The 16673-nt window shown below is 71.1% G+C and carries 14 protein-coding genes; 10 read left to right on the top strand and 4 right to left on the bottom strand.

Annotated features, from left to right (window positions below; all coding sequences use genetic code 11):
- Positions 1–143: 143 nt before the first annotated feature.
- Positions 144–1742 carry an amidohydrolase gene (locus HG543_RS22920; RefSeq protein WP_343073416.1) on the bottom strand — a complete coding sequence of 533 codons (1599 nt, stop codon included), beginning with the start codon at positions 1740–1742 and terminating at the stop codon, positions 144–146.
- 119 nt (positions 1743–1861) lie between these two features.
- On the bottom strand, positions 1862–2086 hold the full coding sequence (locus HG543_RS22925) for a hypothetical protein (protein WP_169346965.1): 225 nt from the start codon (positions 2084–2086) through the stop codon (positions 1862–1864).
- Positions 2087–2304: 218 nt separating this feature from the next.
- Between HG543_RS22925 and HG543_RS22930 the strand changes: the two genes are divergently transcribed.
- From HG543_RS22930 to HG543_RS22940, 3 genes are read left to right on the top strand one after another with little or no spacing between them, the layout of a single operon-like run.
- A complete protein-coding gene (locus HG543_RS22930; RefSeq protein ID WP_169346966.1) occupies positions 2305–3615 on the top strand; it encodes a glycosyltransferase in 1311 nt (436 codons plus the stop codon).
- Between the two features lies 1 nt (position 3616).
- Positions 3617–4981, top strand: a complete 1365-nt coding sequence (locus HG543_RS22935) for an NfeD family protein (RefSeq protein WP_169346967.1) — start codon at positions 3617–3619, stop codon at positions 4979–4981.
- Positions 4978–5820, top strand: coding sequence for a slipin family protein (locus HG543_RS22940; RefSeq protein ID WP_169346968.1), 843 nt, complete (start codon positions 4978–4980; stop codon positions 5818–5820). The genes HG543_RS22935 and HG543_RS22940 overlap by 4 nt, the downstream gene beginning before the upstream one ends.
- A 13-nt stretch (positions 5821–5833) precedes the next feature.
- On the opposite strand, the gene HG543_RS22945 is transcribed toward HG543_RS22940, so the two are convergent.
- Positions 5834–6307, bottom strand: a complete 474-nt coding sequence (locus tag HG543_RS22945; protein ID WP_169346969.1) for a DUF2721 domain-containing protein — start codon at positions 6305–6307, stop codon at positions 5834–5836.
- Positions 6308–6530: 223 nt separating this feature from the next.
- Here HG543_RS22945 and HG543_RS22950 point away from each other — a divergent pair, with 223 nt between their 5' ends.
- From HG543_RS22950 to HG543_RS22980, 7 genes are all read left to right on the top strand, one after another.
- A complete protein-coding gene (locus HG543_RS22950) occupies positions 6531–7040 on the top strand; it encodes a MerR family transcriptional regulator (protein WP_169346970.1) in 510 nt (169 codons plus the stop codon).
- Entirely contained in the window at positions 7037–9664 is a 2628-nt protein-coding gene (locus HG543_RS22955) for a VIT domain-containing protein (protein ID WP_169346971.1), read from the top strand. The genes HG543_RS22950 and HG543_RS22955 overlap by 4 nt, the downstream gene beginning before the upstream one ends.
- 88 nt (positions 9665–9752) lie before the next feature.
- Positions 9753–10871 (top strand): hypothetical protein, encoded by a 1119-nt coding sequence (locus HG543_RS22960; RefSeq protein WP_169346972.1) that lies wholly within the window; start codon positions 9753–9755, stop codon positions 10869–10871.
- 14 nt (positions 10872–10885) lie between these two features.
- Complete coding sequence (locus HG543_RS22965; RefSeq protein WP_169346973.1) at positions 10886–11224, top strand: hypothetical protein; 339 nt, start codon at positions 10886–10888, stop codon at positions 11222–11224.
- Between the two features lie 211 nt (positions 11225–11435).
- Positions 11436–12452, top strand: coding sequence for a discoidin domain-containing protein (locus HG543_RS22970; protein WP_169346974.1), 1017 nt, complete (start codon positions 11436–11438; stop codon positions 12450–12452).
- Between the two features lie 109 nt (positions 12453–12561).
- Positions 12562–12861 (top strand): hypothetical protein, encoded by a 300-nt coding sequence (locus tag HG543_RS22975; protein ID WP_169346975.1) that lies wholly within the window; start codon positions 12562–12564, stop codon positions 12859–12861.
- Positions 12862–13082: 221 nt separating this feature from the next.
- Positions 13083–14105 carry a discoidin domain-containing protein gene (locus HG543_RS22980; RefSeq protein WP_169346976.1) on the top strand — a complete coding sequence of 341 codons (1023 nt, stop codon included), beginning with the start codon at positions 13083–13085 and terminating at the stop codon, positions 14103–14105.
- 31 nt (positions 14106–14136) lie between these two features.
- Here HG543_RS22980 and HG543_RS22985 read toward each other — a convergent pair whose 3' ends face one another.
- The gene (locus HG543_RS22985; RefSeq protein ID WP_169346977.1) at positions 14137–16656 is read right to left on the bottom strand and encodes a hypothetical protein; all 2520 of its coding nucleotides are present in this window, start codon (positions 16654–16656) and stop codon (positions 14137–14139) included.
- Positions 16657–16673 lie beyond the last annotated feature (17 nt).

Here is a 16673-nt window from a genome sequence, read left to right on the forward strand (position 1 = left end):
GGCTCCGGCAGGCCGCGTGAGCCTCGGGCGGAGGCTGAGCCCGCGGAGGGCGCCAGAAGGCCGCGTGAGCCCGGGGGCGGCCGAGCCGCTCGATGGTCTCTCTCGGACCTTGTGAGCCCGCCGGACGGCGGACCGCGAGACGCTCAGCCCACGGCGGGCGCGTGATACACCTCCGCGCCCGCCACCACCGTGGCCACCACCTGCGCCTCCGCCAGCGCCTTGGGCGGACCCTCCAGCGGGTCCGCCGTCAGCGCCACGAAGTCCGCGTCCAGTCCGGGCGAGAGCCGCCCGCGCCGTGACTCCTCGAAGGACGCCCACGCGGGCCCCACCGTGAAGCCCTCCAGCGCCTCGCGCGGCGTCAGCCGCTCCTCCGGCCACCACCCGCCCTCCGGCCTCCCCGCCGCGTCCTGCCGGGTGATGGCCGCGTACAGCCCCGCCAGCACGTCTGGATTCTCAATCGGGAAGTCGCTGCCCAGCGCCAGGTGCGCGCCCGAGTCCCGCAGGCTGCGCCACGCGTAGGCCCCCTTCAGCCGCTCGCGCCCCAGCCGCGCCTCCGCCCAGGGCATGTCGCTGGTGGCGTGGGTGGGCTGCACGCTCGCCACCAGCCCCGCCGCGCCCAGCCGGCGGATGTCCTCCAGCCGGAGAATCTGCGCGTGCTCCACCCGGTGCCGCAGCGCCTGCGTCCCCGTCTCCGCCGACGCGCGCAGCAGCACGTCCACCACCAACGTATTGGCACGGTCTCCAATGGCGTGGATGCACACCTGGAAGCCCCGCGCCATGAAGGCCCGGGCCCGCGCCTCCAGCTCCTCGGGCGGCATCAGCAGCAGGCCGCGCTGTCCCGGCTCGTCGCAGTAGTCCTCGTGCAGCGCCGCGCCCCGGCTGCCCAGCGCGCCGTCCGCCAGGAACTTCACCGAGCGCATCGCCAGCATCCGCCCCTGCCACGGGCCCTGCTTCAGGTACTCGTGCCGCTCGTCACCCTGCCCCGCCGCCATGGCGTACACGCGCAGGGGCAGCGTGCCGGCCGCGTCCCACTCCTGGAGCAGGCGGAAGGCGTCCAGGTCCATGCCCGCGTCGTGCACGCCCGTCAGCCCCACCTGGGCGCAGCGCAACAGCGCCGCGCGCAGCCGCGTCTCCAGCTGCGTGCGCGTGGGCGGCGGAATCACCGCGGCCACCACGTCCATGGCGTTGTCCACCAGCACGCCCGTGGGCTCGCCGCGCGCGTCCTTCAGGATGCGGCCCCCCTCTGGGTCCGGGGTGTCCCGCGTGATTCCCGCGCGCCTCAGCGCCTCGCCGTTCACCCAGGCCGCGTGGTGGTCCACCCGCGTGAGGAACACCGGCGTCGTGGGGAAGCGCGCGTCCAGCGCCGCCCGGCCGGGGAACGCGCCGCCCGGCCACTCGTTCTGGTCCCACCCCTTCCCCAACAGCCAGTCCCCCTGGAAGCTGGACTCGGGTGCCTGCGTCAGCCGGCGCACCACCTCGTCCACCGACGCGGCCTTCTCCAGCCGCACCGTCGTCAGGCTGCGCCCCAGGCCGTGGATGTGCGCGTGCGCGTCCACCAGTCCCGGCACCACCGTGGCGGGGCCCAGCTCCACCTCGCGGGCACCAGGCCCCACCGCGGCCCGCACCTCCGCCTTCGTGCCCACCGCCAGGAGCTTCCCATCGCGCACCGCCAGCGCCCGCGCCATGGGCCGCTGCGGGTCCAGCGTCCACACCCGCTCCGCCATGTAGACCGTGGTCTCCACCGTGCTCCCTCCGTGTGTCTCCGGGCGTACCCGGACCCTGGCCCGGCGCCGCGCGCACTCTGCGCGAGCCGGTAGGGTGGTGTCACGAGGCGAGCGGCGAAGGAGTCCTGCCAGCCGCGCTATTGCGTATCCGTCTCCGTATCTGTCCCCGTCTCCGTGCCTCCGTCCGTCGCGGGCAGGGGCGTGGCGGGCCCGGGCGGGTTGTCTGGCACGGTCTGGATGGGCTCGCGAGCCTGGTCCGGCCCCTCGATGGGCGTATTGTTCTCCGTCCCGGGGGGCTGCGTCGTCCGACAGGCAAGGGGTACGGCGGCCAGGCACAGGGCAATGAGAACGGCACGACGCATGGAGCCTCCAAATCAGGTTGCGGCCGGACCCTAGGGAGGGCGCCTCCTGGCGACAATGTGCTGCGTGGACCCAACGTCCACCAGCGGATGCACGTCCCGCCAGTCAGGCCCTCCCTCCACGCTCCGGGCACCGTCCCAGCCTCGGAGAGCTGCGGAAGCCGCCTCGAACCATGCCCACCGTTTCCTCGGAACGCATTTCCCTTCCGGGAGCAGGGGCCATGCTGGACGTCGTGGATGTCGGCAAACGCTCGCTCGCGGCCTACCGAGGCGTCGCCCCCGACGCGCAGCTCGACGAGCTGCTCCACCTCGCGGACCGCCTGCGCGGCGCGCGCTGCATGCACCTCAACGCCACCTCCTACGGCGGTGGCGTCTCCGAAATCCTCCGCACGCTGGTGCCCCTCTACAACGACCTGGGCCTCAACGCGGACTGGAAGCTCATCCACGGCGACGAGACCTTCTTCCAGGTCACCAAGCGCATCCACAACGGTCTCCAGGGCGCCCCCGGCGAACTCACCGAGTCCGACAAGGCCATCTACCTGGCCAACGCGCAGCTCAACGCCAGCCGCCTCATCAGCGACTCCGAGGACTACGACTTCATCTTCGTCCACGACCCGCAGCCCGCCGTGCTCGCCGCCATCTCCCCGCTGCGCGACGCGCGCTGGATATGGCGCTGCCACATCGACACGTCCCATCCGAACCCCAGCTTCTGGGAGTTCCTCTCCCCGTACCTGGGCGCCTACGACGCCGCCGTCTTCACCCTCCAGGACTTCATCCCGCCCGAGCTGCCCATCCACGACGTCCACGTCTACCCGCCCGCCATCGACCCGCTCAGCCCGAAGAACTACCCGCTGCCCGTGGAACTCGCCCGGCACGTGCTGGAGTGGATTGGCATCCGCATGCACCGCCCCCTGGTCACCCAGGTGGGCCGCTTCGACCGGTGGAAGGACCCGCTCGGCGTCGTGCACGCGTACCAGCGCGTGCGGCCCCACATCCCGGACCTGCAGCTCGCCCTCGTCGGCTCGCTCGCCCTGGACGACCCCGAGGGCTGGGAGGTGTACGAGGAGGTCCGCGCCGCCACCGCGGGAGACCCGCTCATCCACGTGCTCACCAACCTCGTCGGCGTGGGCAACATCGAGGTCAACGCGCTGCAGGCCCTCTCCAACGTCGTCGTGCAGAAGTCGCTGCGCGAGGGCTTCGGCCTCGTCGTCTCCGAGGCCGTATGGAAGGGCACGCCCGTCATCGGCGGGCGCGTGGGCGGCATTCCCCTGCAGCTCCCGGAGGACACCGGCGGCGTCCTCGTGGACACCGTGGAGGAGTGCGCCGAGGCCCTGCTCCACCTGCTGCGCCAGCCGGAGGAGGCGCAGTTGCTCGGGGCGCGTGGCAGGGAGCACGTCCGCGAGCACTTCCTCATGCCCCGGCTGCTGCTGGACCACCTGCGGCTGTTGAACCATCTGGCCACCGCGCGGCCCCTCCCACCGCGCGACATCATCCCCGCCTCCCTGGCCCAGGTGGGGCTGCCGGGGGTGTGACATGCGGGCGCGCTCGACAGCGAGACTTCGCGGCGCCGCGCTCCTCGGCGTCCTCGCCGTGGTGCTGCTCGCGGGGGCACCTTCCGCGTCCGACGCACCGGCGCGCGTGGCGGCGTCCACCGTGGCCCGCTGCGAGCTGGACGGCGTGGTGGATGCTGGCTCCGGCGACTACCTGGCGGACTGCGTGGCGCGCGCGGAAGCGGGCGGCCATGGCGCGCTGCTGGTGCGCCTGGACACGCCGGGTGGCTCGCTGGACGCCACGCGCCACATCGTCCGGGCCTTCCTCGCCGCGCGCGTGCCGGTGCTCGTCTGGGTGGGGCCCTCCGGAGCGCACGCCGGAAGCGCGGGTGTCTTCGTCACGCTGGCCTCGAATCTCGCCGCCATGGCGCCGGGCACCAACATCGGCGCCGCGCACCCCGTCGTCGGCCTGGGCGGGCAGGACCCGGAGGCGGCCGGTGGCGAGCACCTGGCGAAAAAGGTGGAGAACGATGCCGTCGCCTTCGTGGAGAGCATCGCCCGCCAGCGCGGACGTAACGTGGAATGGGCCGCGTCCGCCGTGCGCGACAGCGCCAGCGTCCCCGCCGAGCGCGCCCGCGAGCTGCGCGTGGTGGAGCACGTGGCCTCCACCGAGGCGGACTTCCTCACGTGGGCCGATGGACGGAAGGTGGAGGTGGCCGGCGGCGACACCGTGCGGCTGGCGACTCGGGACGCCTCCGTGGTGGACCTGTCGCCCACGCTCTCGCAGCGGGTGGTGCACGCGCTCGCGCACCCGTCCGTCGTCTATCTCCTGTTCATGGTGGCCGCGCTGGGACTGGTGGCGGAGCTGTCCCATCCAGGGGCGCTCGTGCCCGGGCTCATCGGGCTGGTGGCGCTGGTGCTCGCGCTGGTGGCTTCGTCCGCGCTGCCGGTGCGCGCCGGAGCGCTGGCGCTGCTGCTGGTGGGCGCGGGCCTCATCATCGCGGAGCTGTTCGTCACCAGCGGGCTCCTGGGCGCGGCGGGCGTGGTGCTGCTGGCGCTGGGAGGCCTGTTCCTCGTGGACCGCTTCGACCCGGGCTGGTTCGTGGACCGCTCGTTCCACCTGTCGTGGCAGTGGGTGGTGCCCACCACCGCGGTGCTCGCGGGCGCCGCCGCCTACGTGGCGTACCGCGGGGCCCAGACGCGCCGGCTGCCACAGCAGGCGGGCGACGCGGGCCTCGTGGGCGAGCAGGGCACCGTGCTCGCTCCCGTCAGCCCCGAGACGGGCGAGGTGTTCGTCCACGGCGAGCGCTGGCGCGCCACCTCGCCCGCCCCCATCCGCCCCGGCGCTCACGTGGTGGTGCGCCGCGTGGAGGGACTCACCCTTTTCGTCGACGAGGTGAAGACATGACCGACCTGACCGGACTGCTGGGCACGCTCGTCCCCATCGCCATCGTTTTCCTGCTGTTCCTCTCCGGGGTGCGCATCGTCAACGAGTACCAGAACGGCGTCGTGTTCCGGCTCGGGCGCTACGTGGGCCTCAAGCGCGCGGGCTTCCGCTGGCTCATCCCCTTCGTGGAGCGCATGGTCATCATCGACCTGCGCACCGTCGCGCGCGACGTGCCCCCGCAGGACGTCATCACCCACGACAACGTCAGCGTGAAGGTCAACGCCGTCGTCTACTTCCGCGTCATCCACGCCGACAAGGCCGTGCTCCAGGTGGAGGACTACCTCTACGCCACAAGCCAGCTCGCGCAGACCACGCTGCGCGCCATCCTCGGTCAGGTGGAGCTGGACCAGCTCCTCAGCGAGCGCGAGCGCATCAACCGCGAAATCCAGCAGGTGCTCGACGCGCACACCGACCCGTGGGGCATCAAGGTCTCCAACGTGGAGGTGAAGCACATCGACCTGCCGGCGGAGATGCAGCGCGCCATCGCCCGGCAGGCCGAGGCCGAGCGCGAGCGCCGCGCGAAAATCATCGCCGCCGAGGGTGAGCACCAGGCCGCCGAGAAGCTCGCCATGGCCGCCGACGTGCTCAGCCGCAATCCCTCCACCCTGCAGCTGCGCTACCTCCAGACGCTGGTGGAAATCACCAGCGGCGGCAACCACACCATCCTCCCCATCCCCCTGGACCTGCTGCGCATGATTGGAGTGAGTCGGGGCCAGCCCGGCGTGGGCGGAGGGGAGCGCTCCATCGATGGCCACGACGTCGAGGACGAGGAGGCACCTCCCGTCGGCGGGCTGAGCTGACGCGGGGCGCGCGTCAGGACGGTGGCGACTCCTCCAGCTCCCGCCGCTCGAGCGCGATGGCCCGGCGGGACAGCCGCAGCGACGCCAGCGCCAGCAGCGCCATGGCCCCCAGGAGCGCCACGCCGAGGGAGAAGGGCACCACCGGCAGGGCCTCGGGGATGCTCACGTGGCGTTTGACGAGGTACAGCAGCGACGTCACCACGAACGACAGCAGCGCCGCGTAGGTGAAGCCGATGGCCCGCGCGAGCAGCGCATGGCGCCGGTCGAGGATGGCCACCTCTTCGCGCAGAATCGGACGCCGAGGGTGCCCCTCCGGCAGCGTGCGCCACTCGCGCATCATGTCCCGCATGCGCGTCGTCATTCGCGCAATCTGGTTGTCCAGCCCCGTCGCCAGGATGCCGCACCCCGACACCATCACCGCCGGCGTCACCGCCGTGCCGATGAGCCGGATGGACGAGAGGTCCAAGCCTTCCGCGCCGCCGTTCATGCCCCCTTCTGTTCCATCCCTCCCCGGATGACGCAACCCGTCTTCCACGGCCGGGGCCGCCCGGGCCCCTTCTCGACAGTGCCTCCACCCGCCGGGCGGCGTTCCGACAGCGGAACTGTCGAGACCTCACCCGAGCTGGGATGAACGCGACACCTGCCAGTGCCACCGCCAAATCGACACTGGCATCTTGACACTAAAGCTGTCGGGTCTTACTGTCAGGAGCATGAGGCCGCCGATGACACAGACCGAATGGAAGCTGGCGGAGCTGGCCGAGGAGGCGGGCGTCTCGCCTCGCACGGTGCGCTACTACGTCCAGCGCGGGCTGCTTCCCGCGCCGCCCTTCCGGGGGCCGGACACCGTGTACGGGGAGGAGCACCTCATCCGCCTCAAGGCCATCCGGGTGCTCCAGGCGCGGTTCCTGCCCCTGGACGCCATCCAGGTGGAGCTGCAGCGGCTGTCGCTGGACGAGCTGCGCAAGCTCGCCGCCTCGGAGGCCACCCCGACGCCGCCGGCATACGACGGGCCGGTGGTGCCCCGCATCATCGGCGACCCGCCGGTACCGGCTCCCGGGGTGGTGTCCCCGAAGCCGACGGTGATGGCACGCTATCAGCGCTGGGAGCTGGCCCCTGGGCTGGAGCTGCACGTGTCGGAGGGGGCCGACGCGAAGGTTCGGGCGCTCGCGGAACGCGTGCGCGCCCTCATCGAGGAGTTCCAGGAAAGGGAGAAGCCATGAAGACGGAGCAGGCAGGGTTGTACACGCGCGAGGGCGCGCAGGTCCCCCTCCAGGGCGTCGAAGTCACGGGTGAGCTGCTGGGCGGACATGCGCGCGTGCGCGTGCGCCAGCGCTACCGCAACGGTGAGTCGCGCCCGGTGGAGGCCGTCTACACCTTCCCGCTGCCCTCGGACGGCACCCTCTCCGCCTTCTCCATGACGTGCGCGGGCCGCCGCGTGGAGGGCGTGGTGAAGGAGCGCGAGGAGGCCTTCCGCGCCTACGACGACGCCATCACCGCCGGCCACGGCGCGGCGCTGCTGGACCAGGAGCGCCCCAACGTCTTCACCGCGCAGGTGGGCAACCTGCTGCCCGGCGAGGAGACGGTGGTGGAGGTGGAGTTCCTCCAGGCCGTCACCGCGGAAGAGGGCTGCGTGCGGTGGATGCTGCCCACGCTGGTGGCGCCCCGCTACATCCCCGGCGCGCCCTCGGGGGACCGCACCGCCCACGGCAGCGTGGACCCGACGAACCGCGTGCCGGACGCGGACCGGATTACCCCTCCCATCGGCAACGTGCACTACGGCCTGCGCATGGACCTGCTGGTGGACCTGGGTCGCGAGGTGGTGGTGGAAAGCCCCTCGCACGTCATCACCGTCAACCGCGAGGGCGGCACGCGGATGCGCGTGGGCTTCACGCGCGGCGAGGTGTCGCTGGACCGCGACCTGGTGCTCAGCCTGCGCAGCTCGGACACGAGCGCCGTCTTCACGCCGCTCGTCACGCATCGCAAGGACGCCTCGGGGCCGGGCACCTTCGCCCTCACGGTGATTCCGGACCTGCTGTCCATGGCCTCCGCGCCGCCGAAGCAGGAGGTGGTGTTCGTGGTGGACGTGTCCGGCTCCATGGAGGGGGAGAGCCTGCCCCAGGCGAAGGCCGCGCTGCGGCTGTGCCTGCGCCACCTGCGCGAGGGAGACCGCTTCAACGTCATCGCCTTCAACAGCAGCTACCGGAGCTTCCAGTCGCAGCCGGTGCCCTTCACGCAACGCACGCTGGAGGAGGCGGACCGGTGGGTGGCCGCGCTCCGGGCGGACGGTGGCACGGAGTTGCTCGAGCCCATGCAGGCCGCGGTGCGGGCCGCGCCGGACGGCGTGGTGGTGCTGCTGACGGACGGACAGGTGGGCAACGAGGATGAAATCCTCAAGGCCGTGCTGGCCGAGCGGAAGACGGCGCGCCTGTACTCGTTCGGCATCGGCACCAACGTGAGCGACGCGCTGCTGCGCGACATGGCGAAGCAGACGGGCGGCGCGGTGGAGTTCATCCACCCGGGCGAGCGCATCGACGACAAGGTGGTGGCGCAGTTCTCCCGCGCGCTCGCGCCGCGCGTCACCGATTTGGAGGTGACGTTCGACGGAGTGGAGGGCGTGGAGCTGGCCCCGACCGAGCTGCCGCCCATGGTGGACGGCGTGCCCTGGACGCTCCTCGGCCGCTACCCCACGCCGGGCGCCGGCAAGGTGACGCTGCGCGGGAAGTCGGGCCGCGAGCCCTTCGCGCTCACCGTGCGCGTGGACTTCCCCGCCGCGTCGGACCGGCCGGCGGTGGAGAAGTTGTGGGCGGCGGAGCGCATCCGCGGCTGGGAGGCCGCGCAGCTCACCGGCCGCCGCGCCGAGTCCATGAAGAAGCGCATCGTGGAGCTGGCCGTCGCGCATCAAATCGTCACCCGCTACACCTCCTTCGTGGTGGTGGAGGAGCGCACGGCGGAGCGGCGGGCGTCGGGCCAGCCCGAGACGCGCGTCATCCCGGTCAACGCGCCCGCGGGTTGGGCCATGTTCGACACGGCGAAGGAGGAGGCGGAGCTGGGCGCCCTCCCGCGCACGCGAGGCATCGTCGGAAAGCCCATGGCTCCCGGAATGCCCCAGGGCATCCCCGTGCCGCCTCCGGCCGCGGCGCCCATGCCCGTCTTCGCCGGTCCGGCACGGTCCGTGGTCCCGCCTTCGCTGCGCCGGCCCGCGGCTCCGGCTCCGAAGAAGGTCATGAGCGCCCCGGCGCCCGCGAGCAGCAAGGGGGGCTTCCTCTCCAAGCTCTTCGGCTCTGGCGGCGCGCCGCCGGAGCCCCAGCCCTTCGCCGATGATGAGAGCCTGAGGGAGGGCGCCTCGTACGACACGGGCGCGTACCCCGCGATAGAAGAGGATGACGCACTGTTCGCCTCCGCGGAGGAGCCGGCCGAGCTGGAGGCGCCCGTCGAACTCGAGCAGGAGAAGGCCCGCCGTGGCCCGGGCGCGGAGGCGCTGCTGGGACGGCAGCTCGCCAACGGCCTGTGGGACGGCCCGGGCGCGGGTCCGGAGCCGGTGCGCCAGGCGCGCGCCACGGCGCTCGCGCTGCTGGAGCTGCTGCGCGAGGGCATCACCAGCAGCCACCCGCTGCACGGCGCGCAGGTGAAGAAGGCGGTGGAGGCGCTGCTGTCGCTGGCCTCCAGCCTCACGGGCGCGCCCGAGGTCGCGGAGCTGGCGCTGGGCGTGGCGTGGCTGGCCGCGGCCGGCCCGCGCACCCGCGGGCGCATCGAGCAGGCCGCGAAGCCGCTGGCCGGACTCAATGGACGCATGGGCAACGAGGTCGCCCTGCGCGAGCACGTGGACGCACTGGCCGCGCGCTGACGCGGCGGGTCGTTGCACGACACTCCGGGCCCCGGCTCCCCACGCCAGCATCGTGGGGGCCGGGGTCCTCGCTTACAGTGCGCGCGACATGACGCTCGCCACCCTGCTGCTGGTCACCCTCGTCACCGCCCAGGCCCCTGCCACGCCGCGGACTCCGGAAGCTCCCGCGGAGTCGTCCACCGTCAGCGCTCCTCCCCTGGTGGGCACGCCCGAGGCCTGCTCCGCCAGCGCGGAGAGCGACTACACGGCGGGCTTCGATGCGCTCGTGGAGGGCAGGGACCGGGAGGCGCTGGAGTCCTTCGAGCGCGTGCTGTCCGCCTGTCCGCAGCACCCGTACGCCACGGAGTTGCTGCGGCTCGCGCGGACGCGGCTCATCCCGGGAGGCCGGCTGGCCGCGGCGGCCGCGAGCGAGCGGGGTCCCGAGGGCCGCTCCGACAGCGGGCTCGCGGCGATGACGGTGGTGCAGACGCTGCACGGCGCGGCCCAGGGCATCCTCCTGTGCGCCATCGCCGAGTGTAGTGCCCAGGGCGTCGCGGCCGCGTCGGTGCTGGGCGCGGGAGCGGGCGCCGCCACCGTGCTGCTGCTCGCCAAGGGGTCCGGGGTGACGTCTGGCCAGGCCGCGGCCATCAACTCCGGCACGGTGTGGGGCTTCTGGTTCGGCATCGCGTCGCTGCTCGCGTTCGACCTGGGCGGGGACGACGCCATCGGCACGGTCATGCTCGGCGGGGCGGGCTTCACGGGCGTGGGCATCCTGCTGGCCCTCACCGCGCGGCCCACCGCGGGCCAGGTGTCCATGGCCAACTCGGGCGCCCTGTGGACGGGCGTGGTGACGGCGCTGCTCCTGGCCACGTCGGACAGCGACGACACGGAGACGTTCTTCGCCGTCGAGCTGGGGGCCACGGCCGCGGGGCTCGTCGTGCTGGGCGCGCTGTCCACCACCTTCGAGGTGTCACGTGGGCGGATGCTCATCATCGACGCGGGCGGCATCATCGGAGGGCTGCTGGGCGCGGCCAGCACCTTCGTGCTCGCCGGTGAAAACGCGGGAGACGAAATCCTCGTGGGCACCGCCGCCGGCGTCGTGGGGGGACTGGCCCTCACCGCGTACCTCACGCGCGACTTCGACACGCCGGATGCGCCCCAGGCGGTGCTGACGCCCACGCTTCTGGGACGTGACGGCATGGGCCTGGCGGTGGTCGGCCGGTTCTAGGCGTGTCACCGGCCATGCCGCGCAAGGAGCCCCGGGCCGAGCCGCCCACCACGCCGGACGGGCGCTACATCGTGGTGGACGGCCGGTTGTGGCGGCGCTCCAACCCGGCGCTCGGGCCCCGGCAGCGCGCGCTGCTGGTGGAGGTGCTGATGCGGGCGCGGCGGGAGGTGGGCCGCGCACTCCGGGCGGGTGACGCGGCGGCGGAGCGCGGGGCCCGGGAGCGCGTGCATCGCGCGAAGGTGGCGCTCGGCGAGCGGGGGCCTCCGTGGTGGACGGATGGCGCTCCGGACTTCAATCGCCACCTCGTCGCGGGGACGCCGTACGCCGCGTGGTTCGCGTCGCTGACGCGGTAGAGGCGCGGGGCCGGTTTGAAGATGCACCGGAGCAAGCCGTAGGTTTCCAGGTATGGCCCGCCCCGTGCCGCCCTCCACTCCAGCCAGGCCGAGCGCCCGCTCCGCGGTCGGGAGGGGGCTTCTGCGCGCCGCGACCTGGGTGGGACTGCTCCTGGCCCAGGCCGCGGGAGCCGCTTCCACCCCGGAGCAGGAGGTGCGCTTCGGCGGGACCGTGAAAGCGTGGGTCAGCGCTTCCTCCACGCTGAAGTCCCGGACGCCGGGCCGCTACGACGCGCGGAACGCGTTCGACGGCAACCCGGCCACCGCCTGGGTGGAGGGCGCTCCAGGAACCAAGGACGCCCGGCTCTCGGTGTTCCTGGACGAGCGGGTACAGCTCCATGGCATCGTCCTGTGGCCGGGTTATGCGAAGTCGCTCACCACCTTCCACGACAATGCCATCCCCGGCCGGCTCTCGCTCGACCTCAGCGAGGGGGGCGAGGAGCCCACGCCGCTCCGGCTCGATGAGCTCTACTACCGCTTGGAAGTCGTCAGCCGCCGGGGCCAGCCACGCCGCTGCGCCAGCGTGGCCAAGGACCCGGTCAACCTCAGTCCCCGGCTCATGCTTTCCACGGCCCTTGGCGCGGTCCAGGCCTTTCAGCTGTCGCTGGAGGCACTGCCCACGGACATGCACCGCCCCCGGTACGCGGACCTGGCGCTGTCGGAGTGGACCCCGCTCTTTCGCATCGTGGACGAGGAGCACGAGGAATTCGTGGAGGTCCCCTCCCCCCTCACCTCGCCGCTGCGGGAGATTTCGAAGCTGCTGCTCGACTACGGGCCTGAGAGGACGAGCCATCCCGAGCGACTTCCCCTGGCGCCGGAGGCGCGGCTGGACTCTTTCTTCGACATGAGCCTGCCGGACCTGCCCGACTGGGCCCGGGAGGCCCTGCACGCCGACTTCCGCAAGCACAAGGCCGAGCCCTCCCAGGACGCGCTCACCCAGTTCGGCAACGCCGTGTCCGGCCATTTCTTCAACCGGTTCGTCACCGTGCAGTCGCTCGCGGACAAGGGGTACCGGCTCATCGGTGGGCCCTACGTGCTCCGCCGCGAGGTTCCCCGGGCGAAATCCCATGTCGCGGAATACGCCTTCGTTTTCCCGGTCCTCACCTTGAACGCGGCATTCCAGGTGACGAAGGTCGAGCTGAAGACCTCGGGCCTCCAGGGCGAAAACTGCGAGCGCTCGCTGCCGTAGTTTCCAGGCGTGGCCCACTCCGTGAGGACCTCGCAAAGCCAGGCAAGCGGCTCATGACGAATCCCCTGAACTACCGCCTTGGCGTGGTGCAGGCGAGAAACTCCAGGCCGTGCTTCGAGACCGGGGCGCGCCCCCCACCCAGGATGCCGTCACGCAGTTTGGCAAAACCGTCGCCGAGCAGTACTTCGGAATCGCCATCACCGTGCAGTCCCTTCCAGAGGGGGCGGTCCGGTTGATTGGCGAGCCCTATGTGCTCCAGCACGAACCATCCAGCCTGCCCCCGGGTGCCGAGCAGGTGGCGGTCTTCTCGGTGCTCACGTTGAATGCCTCACTCCAGGTCACGAGGCTGGAGTTGCGGACCCCGAGCCTCACCGGACAGTGCTGCGAGCAATCCCTGCCTTCCTGGTGAAGGCCGTGACGAGCCGAGGCCGTTTGAATACGCACCGGAGCAGGCCGTAGGTTTCGGGTATGACCCACCCCGTGCCGCCCTCCACTTCAGCCAGGCCGAGCGCCCGCTCCGCCGCCGGGCGAGGGCTCTTGTGCGCCGCGACCTGGGCGGGACTGCTCCTGGCCCAGGCCGCGGGAGCCGCTTCCACCCCCCCGGAGCAGGAGGTGAACGTCAGCGGGGCCATGAAGGCGTGGGTCAGCGCCTCCTCCACGCTGAAGTCCCGGACGCCGGGCCGCTACGACGCGAGGAACGCGTTCGACGGCAACCCGGCCACCGCCTGGGTGGAGGGCGCTCCGGGAACCGAGGACGCCTGGCTCTCGGTGCACCTGAACAAGCGGATACAACTCCATGGCATCGTCTTGTGGCCGGGCTACACGAAGTCGCTCACCACCTTCCGCGACAATGCCATCCCCGGCCGGATTTCGATCGACTACAACGAAGTGGGCGAGGAGCGCACGTCGCTCCGGCTCGATGAACTCTACTACCGCTTGGAGGTCGTCAGCCGCCGGGGCCAGTCGCGGCGCTGTGCCAGCGTGGCCAAGGACCCGGTCAATCTCAGCCCCCGGCTCCTGATTTCCCAGTCTCTTGGCGCGGTCCAGGGCTTCAAGCTTTCTCTGGAGGCGCTGCCCACGGATATGCACCGTCCCCGGTACGCGGACCTGGCGCTGTCGGAGTGGACTCCGCTCTTCCGCATCGTGGACGAGGAGCACGAGGAATTCGTGGAGGTCCCCTCCCCGCTCACCTCGCCGCTGCGGGAGATTTCGGAGCTGCTGCTCGACTACGGGCCTCAGAGGACCCGCCATCCCGAGCGCCTTCCGCTGGCTCCGGGGGCACGGCTGGACTCCTTCTTCGACATGAGCCTGCCGGACCTGCCCGACTGGGCCCGGGAGGCCCTGCACGCCGACTTCCGCAAGAACAAGGCCGAGCCCTCCCAGGATGCGCTCACCCAGTTCGGCAACGCCGTGTCCTCCCAGTTCTTCAGCCAGTTCGTTACCGTGCAGTCGCTCGCGGACAAGGGGTACCGGCTCATTGGTGGGCCCTTCGAGCTCCGCCGCGAGGTTGCCGGGGCGAAATCCCGCGTCGTGGAATACGCCTACGTCTTCCCGGTCCTCACCCTGAACAGCGCGTTCCAGGTGACGAAGGTCGAGCTGAAGACCTCGGGCCTCCAGGGCGAGAACTGCGAGCGCTCGTTGCCCGCCCTCTGAGTCCCGTGAAGCCGCGCCCTTCAGGCCCGGCTCATCCGCCCTGGGCCACCGGCTCCTGGCCCATGACGAACCCCCCCGTCCAGGGCTTGTTGGCGTCGTCCTTGAACTGGCTCTTCAGCTCCTCCAGCCGCGGCGCGGCCATTTCGACGAGGGTGTAGTCGAACTTCACCTTGCAGGTCCCATACAGGTCGCAGCTCCGGACGAAGTCCGCCCGGAAGTGCTGCGCGCGCTCTCGCAGGAACTCCCGCATGCGCCGGAGCGTGGCCTCGTCGAGCCCCCGGGTCTTCTCGCGCTCCGCCTGTTCCTCCTCCAAGGCCTTCTGCTTCGCTTGAGCCTTGTCCAGGCCCTCATTGCCTTCCTTCTTCTCTTTCAGGAGGGCCTCGATTCCCGCGCGTGCCTTCGGGCTCAGCGGCTTCTTGCCCTTCTCCGGCACCGCATCGAGCTGGGCCTGGAGGCGCTCCACCTCCTTCTCGAGCGCGCTCACCCGCTTCCGGGCATCGATGATTTCGTCGGGCAGCTCGGCCAGGCGGACCTCGTTCTCGGCATCCAATGCGCAGTCCACCAGGGGCTGCTGCTGGGTCGTCAGCTCCTGGATGCGTGTATCGAGCTTTTGAATTTGCGCGGCAGTCTCGGGAGCCTGGGACTTCGCCCGCTGTGAGGCCAGGTTCGAGAGCAGCCCCTCTTCCTTCTTGGTCAGGGGCTGTACCTTGGGATTGGCGGCGCGGGCCTTCGCAGTGGCCGTCTGGTCTCTGCGGGCCTCCAGCGCTTCGAGCTGCGCCTGCTCCTCGGGAGTCAGCTCGAGGGCAGCCCGCTCCTTCCGCAGCTTCTCAAGCTGCGCCTGGGGCCCCTCCGCCTCCTTGCGACAATCCGCGGCCAGGGCACGGCAGATGTACGTTTCCTTGTACCGCTCCAGCAGCTCCTTCTCCCCGCGTGCCATGTCGGATTCCTTCTCGACGGTGCGTCCCGGCCCCGCCACCAGCCGTTTGCAGGCGTCCGCGCCAATGCACATCGGGTCCTTGCTGGCACACCGCCAACGCTTGCTGATGGCGCTCAGGCGGATGAAGGCGTTGAACTCGAAGAAGTCGGTGAACGTCTGGCACCCCTCGGACCAGCCATTGACCTCCGTGTCGGGGCCAGCCGCGTACCCGACCAGCTTCGTCCGGTCGTCCGACAGCCCCAGGTTGTGGGCTCGATGGATGTTGGTGCCGTAGATGGGGTCCGTGATGACGACACGCGCCTCCAGCGGAAGCAGGGTCCTCTTCTTGCCCCCGTCCTCCACGAGGAACACCTCTCGCGGCGGAGTGCCCGCGGGCAGGGACTTCTGCCCCTCGGGTGGCTCCTTGTCCACCAGCTCCAGGGTGGCGGCGCCGGGCGCGTAATGCTGCACCGCTCCCGCGTCGGGCCAGAGCTGGCGAAGCTCCCTCGTCAGGTAGACCGCGTCTTTTCCCTTCCCCTTGACGAAGGTTCCTCCCAGCACCTTCTGGCTGGCCGTACACAGATACTTCACCGAGTAGATGCGCAGCCCGTTCTCGATCTCGGATATGGCCAGCGCCACGGTCGCCCGAGGGAAGGTCTCCCCCTTGCCGCCGGCCTTGTGCAGGTAGAACCGGTACTTGCCGGCATGGTGCCCCACGGGGACGATGGCGCGGCCCTGCTCCACCCATCCCTTGTGGCGCTGGAAGGTGAGCATGTTCGTTTTCTGCACCTCGTTCTTGTGCACCTTCTCGTCGAGCGCCGTCTGTTTCTCCTGGATGAGGCCCGGGTGGGTCTTCTGGACCTTCTTCGCGGCCGCCAGCTCATCCAGGCGCTTCTTGACGTTCTGCATGTACGTGTTCAGGGAGCCGGCATCCATCGTCGGCGCCTCGATGTCCTTCAGCGCGGCTGGCAGCTCCGGCTTCGGCGGGGGCGCGTCCTTCTTGCGCTTCGCCAGCAGGGCCGCCCGCGCCGACTTCGCCTTGTCGTGCGCCTCGGTGAGCTCCTTCTCCCGCGGCGACAGCTCCTTCACCTTCTCTTCCGCCGCCTTCAGCTGCTCTTCGAGCTTCGCCTTCTGCTCCTCCAGCTTCTCGGGCGAGTCCTCGAAGCCGGGGTCGGTGGACGCGGTGAACAGCCCCACCACCCACAGCCCCTGCTCACTGCAGGCCACGTAGCGGAAGCTGCCCAGCGGCCGCTTCTTCAGGTCCGACAGGCGGCTCTTCATGTCCTCCAGCAACTCCGGTTCGAGGGCCTTCTCGAAGGCTGGCCCGGACTCGGGCGGCAGGAGCTGGAAGAAGACCGCCATCACGTCGTCGAAGCGGTTGCTCAAAGACTCCTCGGAGCGCAGCCCGATGATGTTGAGCTGGAGCGGCGCGGTGGCGAACTTCACGTCCTTCGTGGCGGCGGTGCCCTTCACCACCTTGCGCAGCTCGCAGATGAGGCAGGGCGCCTTCAGACAGCGTGACTCCTGCAGCACGAAGGGCGTGCCCGGAGGCGCCGCGATATCGACTGGCGGAGATGACGTGGCGGGAGTAGGCCCCGAAGCAGGGGCCTGGGAAGCAGCAGGGGTCGCGGCCATGGAAGGACCTCGCGAGA

Origin of the sequence: Pyxidicoccus fallax (genome assembly GCF_012933655.1) — a bacterium.
GTDB lineage: Bacteria > Myxococcota > Myxococcia > Myxococcales > Myxococcaceae > Myxococcus > Myxococcus fallax.

Bases quoted from the DNA above. Each gene is read 5' to 3' on its own strand.
- HG543_RS22925 (WP_169346965.1), bottom strand. From the start codon at position 2,086: ATGCGTCGTGCCGTTCTCATTGCCCTGTGCCTGGCCGCCGTACCCCTT.
- HG543_RS22930 (WP_169346966.1), top strand. From the start codon at position 2,305: ATGCTGGACGTCGTGGATGTCGGCAAACGCTCGCTCGCGGCCTACCGA.
- HG543_RS22935 (WP_169346967.1), top strand. From the start codon at position 3,617: ATGCGGGCGCGCTCGACAGCGAGACTTCGCGGCGCCGCGCTCCTCGGC.
- HG543_RS22940 (WP_169346968.1), top strand. From the start codon at position 4,978: ATGACCGACCTGACCGGACTGCTGGGCACGCTCGTCCCCATCGCCATC.
- HG543_RS22945 (WP_169346969.1), bottom strand. From the start codon at position 6,307: ATGAACGGCGGCGCGGAAGGCTTGGACCTCTCGTCCATCCGGCTCATC.
- HG543_RS22950 (WP_169346970.1), top strand. From the start codon at position 6,531: ATGAGGCCGCCGATGACACAGACCGAATGGAAGCTGGCGGAGCTGGCC.
- HG543_RS22955 (WP_169346971.1), top strand. From the start codon at position 7,037: ATGAAGACGGAGCAGGCAGGGTTGTACACGCGCGAGGGCGCGCAGGTC.
- HG543_RS22960 (WP_169346972.1), top strand. From the start codon at position 9,753: ATGACGCTCGCCACCCTGCTGCTGGTCACCCTCGTCACCGCCCAGGCC.
- HG543_RS22965 (WP_169346973.1), top strand. From the start codon at position 10,886: ATGCCGCGCAAGGAGCCCCGGGCCGAGCCGCCCACCACGCCGGACGGG.
- HG543_RS22980 (WP_169346976.1), top strand. From the start codon at position 13,083: ATGAAGGCGTGGGTCAGCGCCTCCTCCACGCTGAAGTCCCGGACGCCG.
- HG543_RS22985 (WP_169346977.1), bottom strand. From the start codon at position 16,656: ATGGCCGCGACCCCTGCTGCTTCCCAGGCCCCTGCTTCGGGGCCTACT.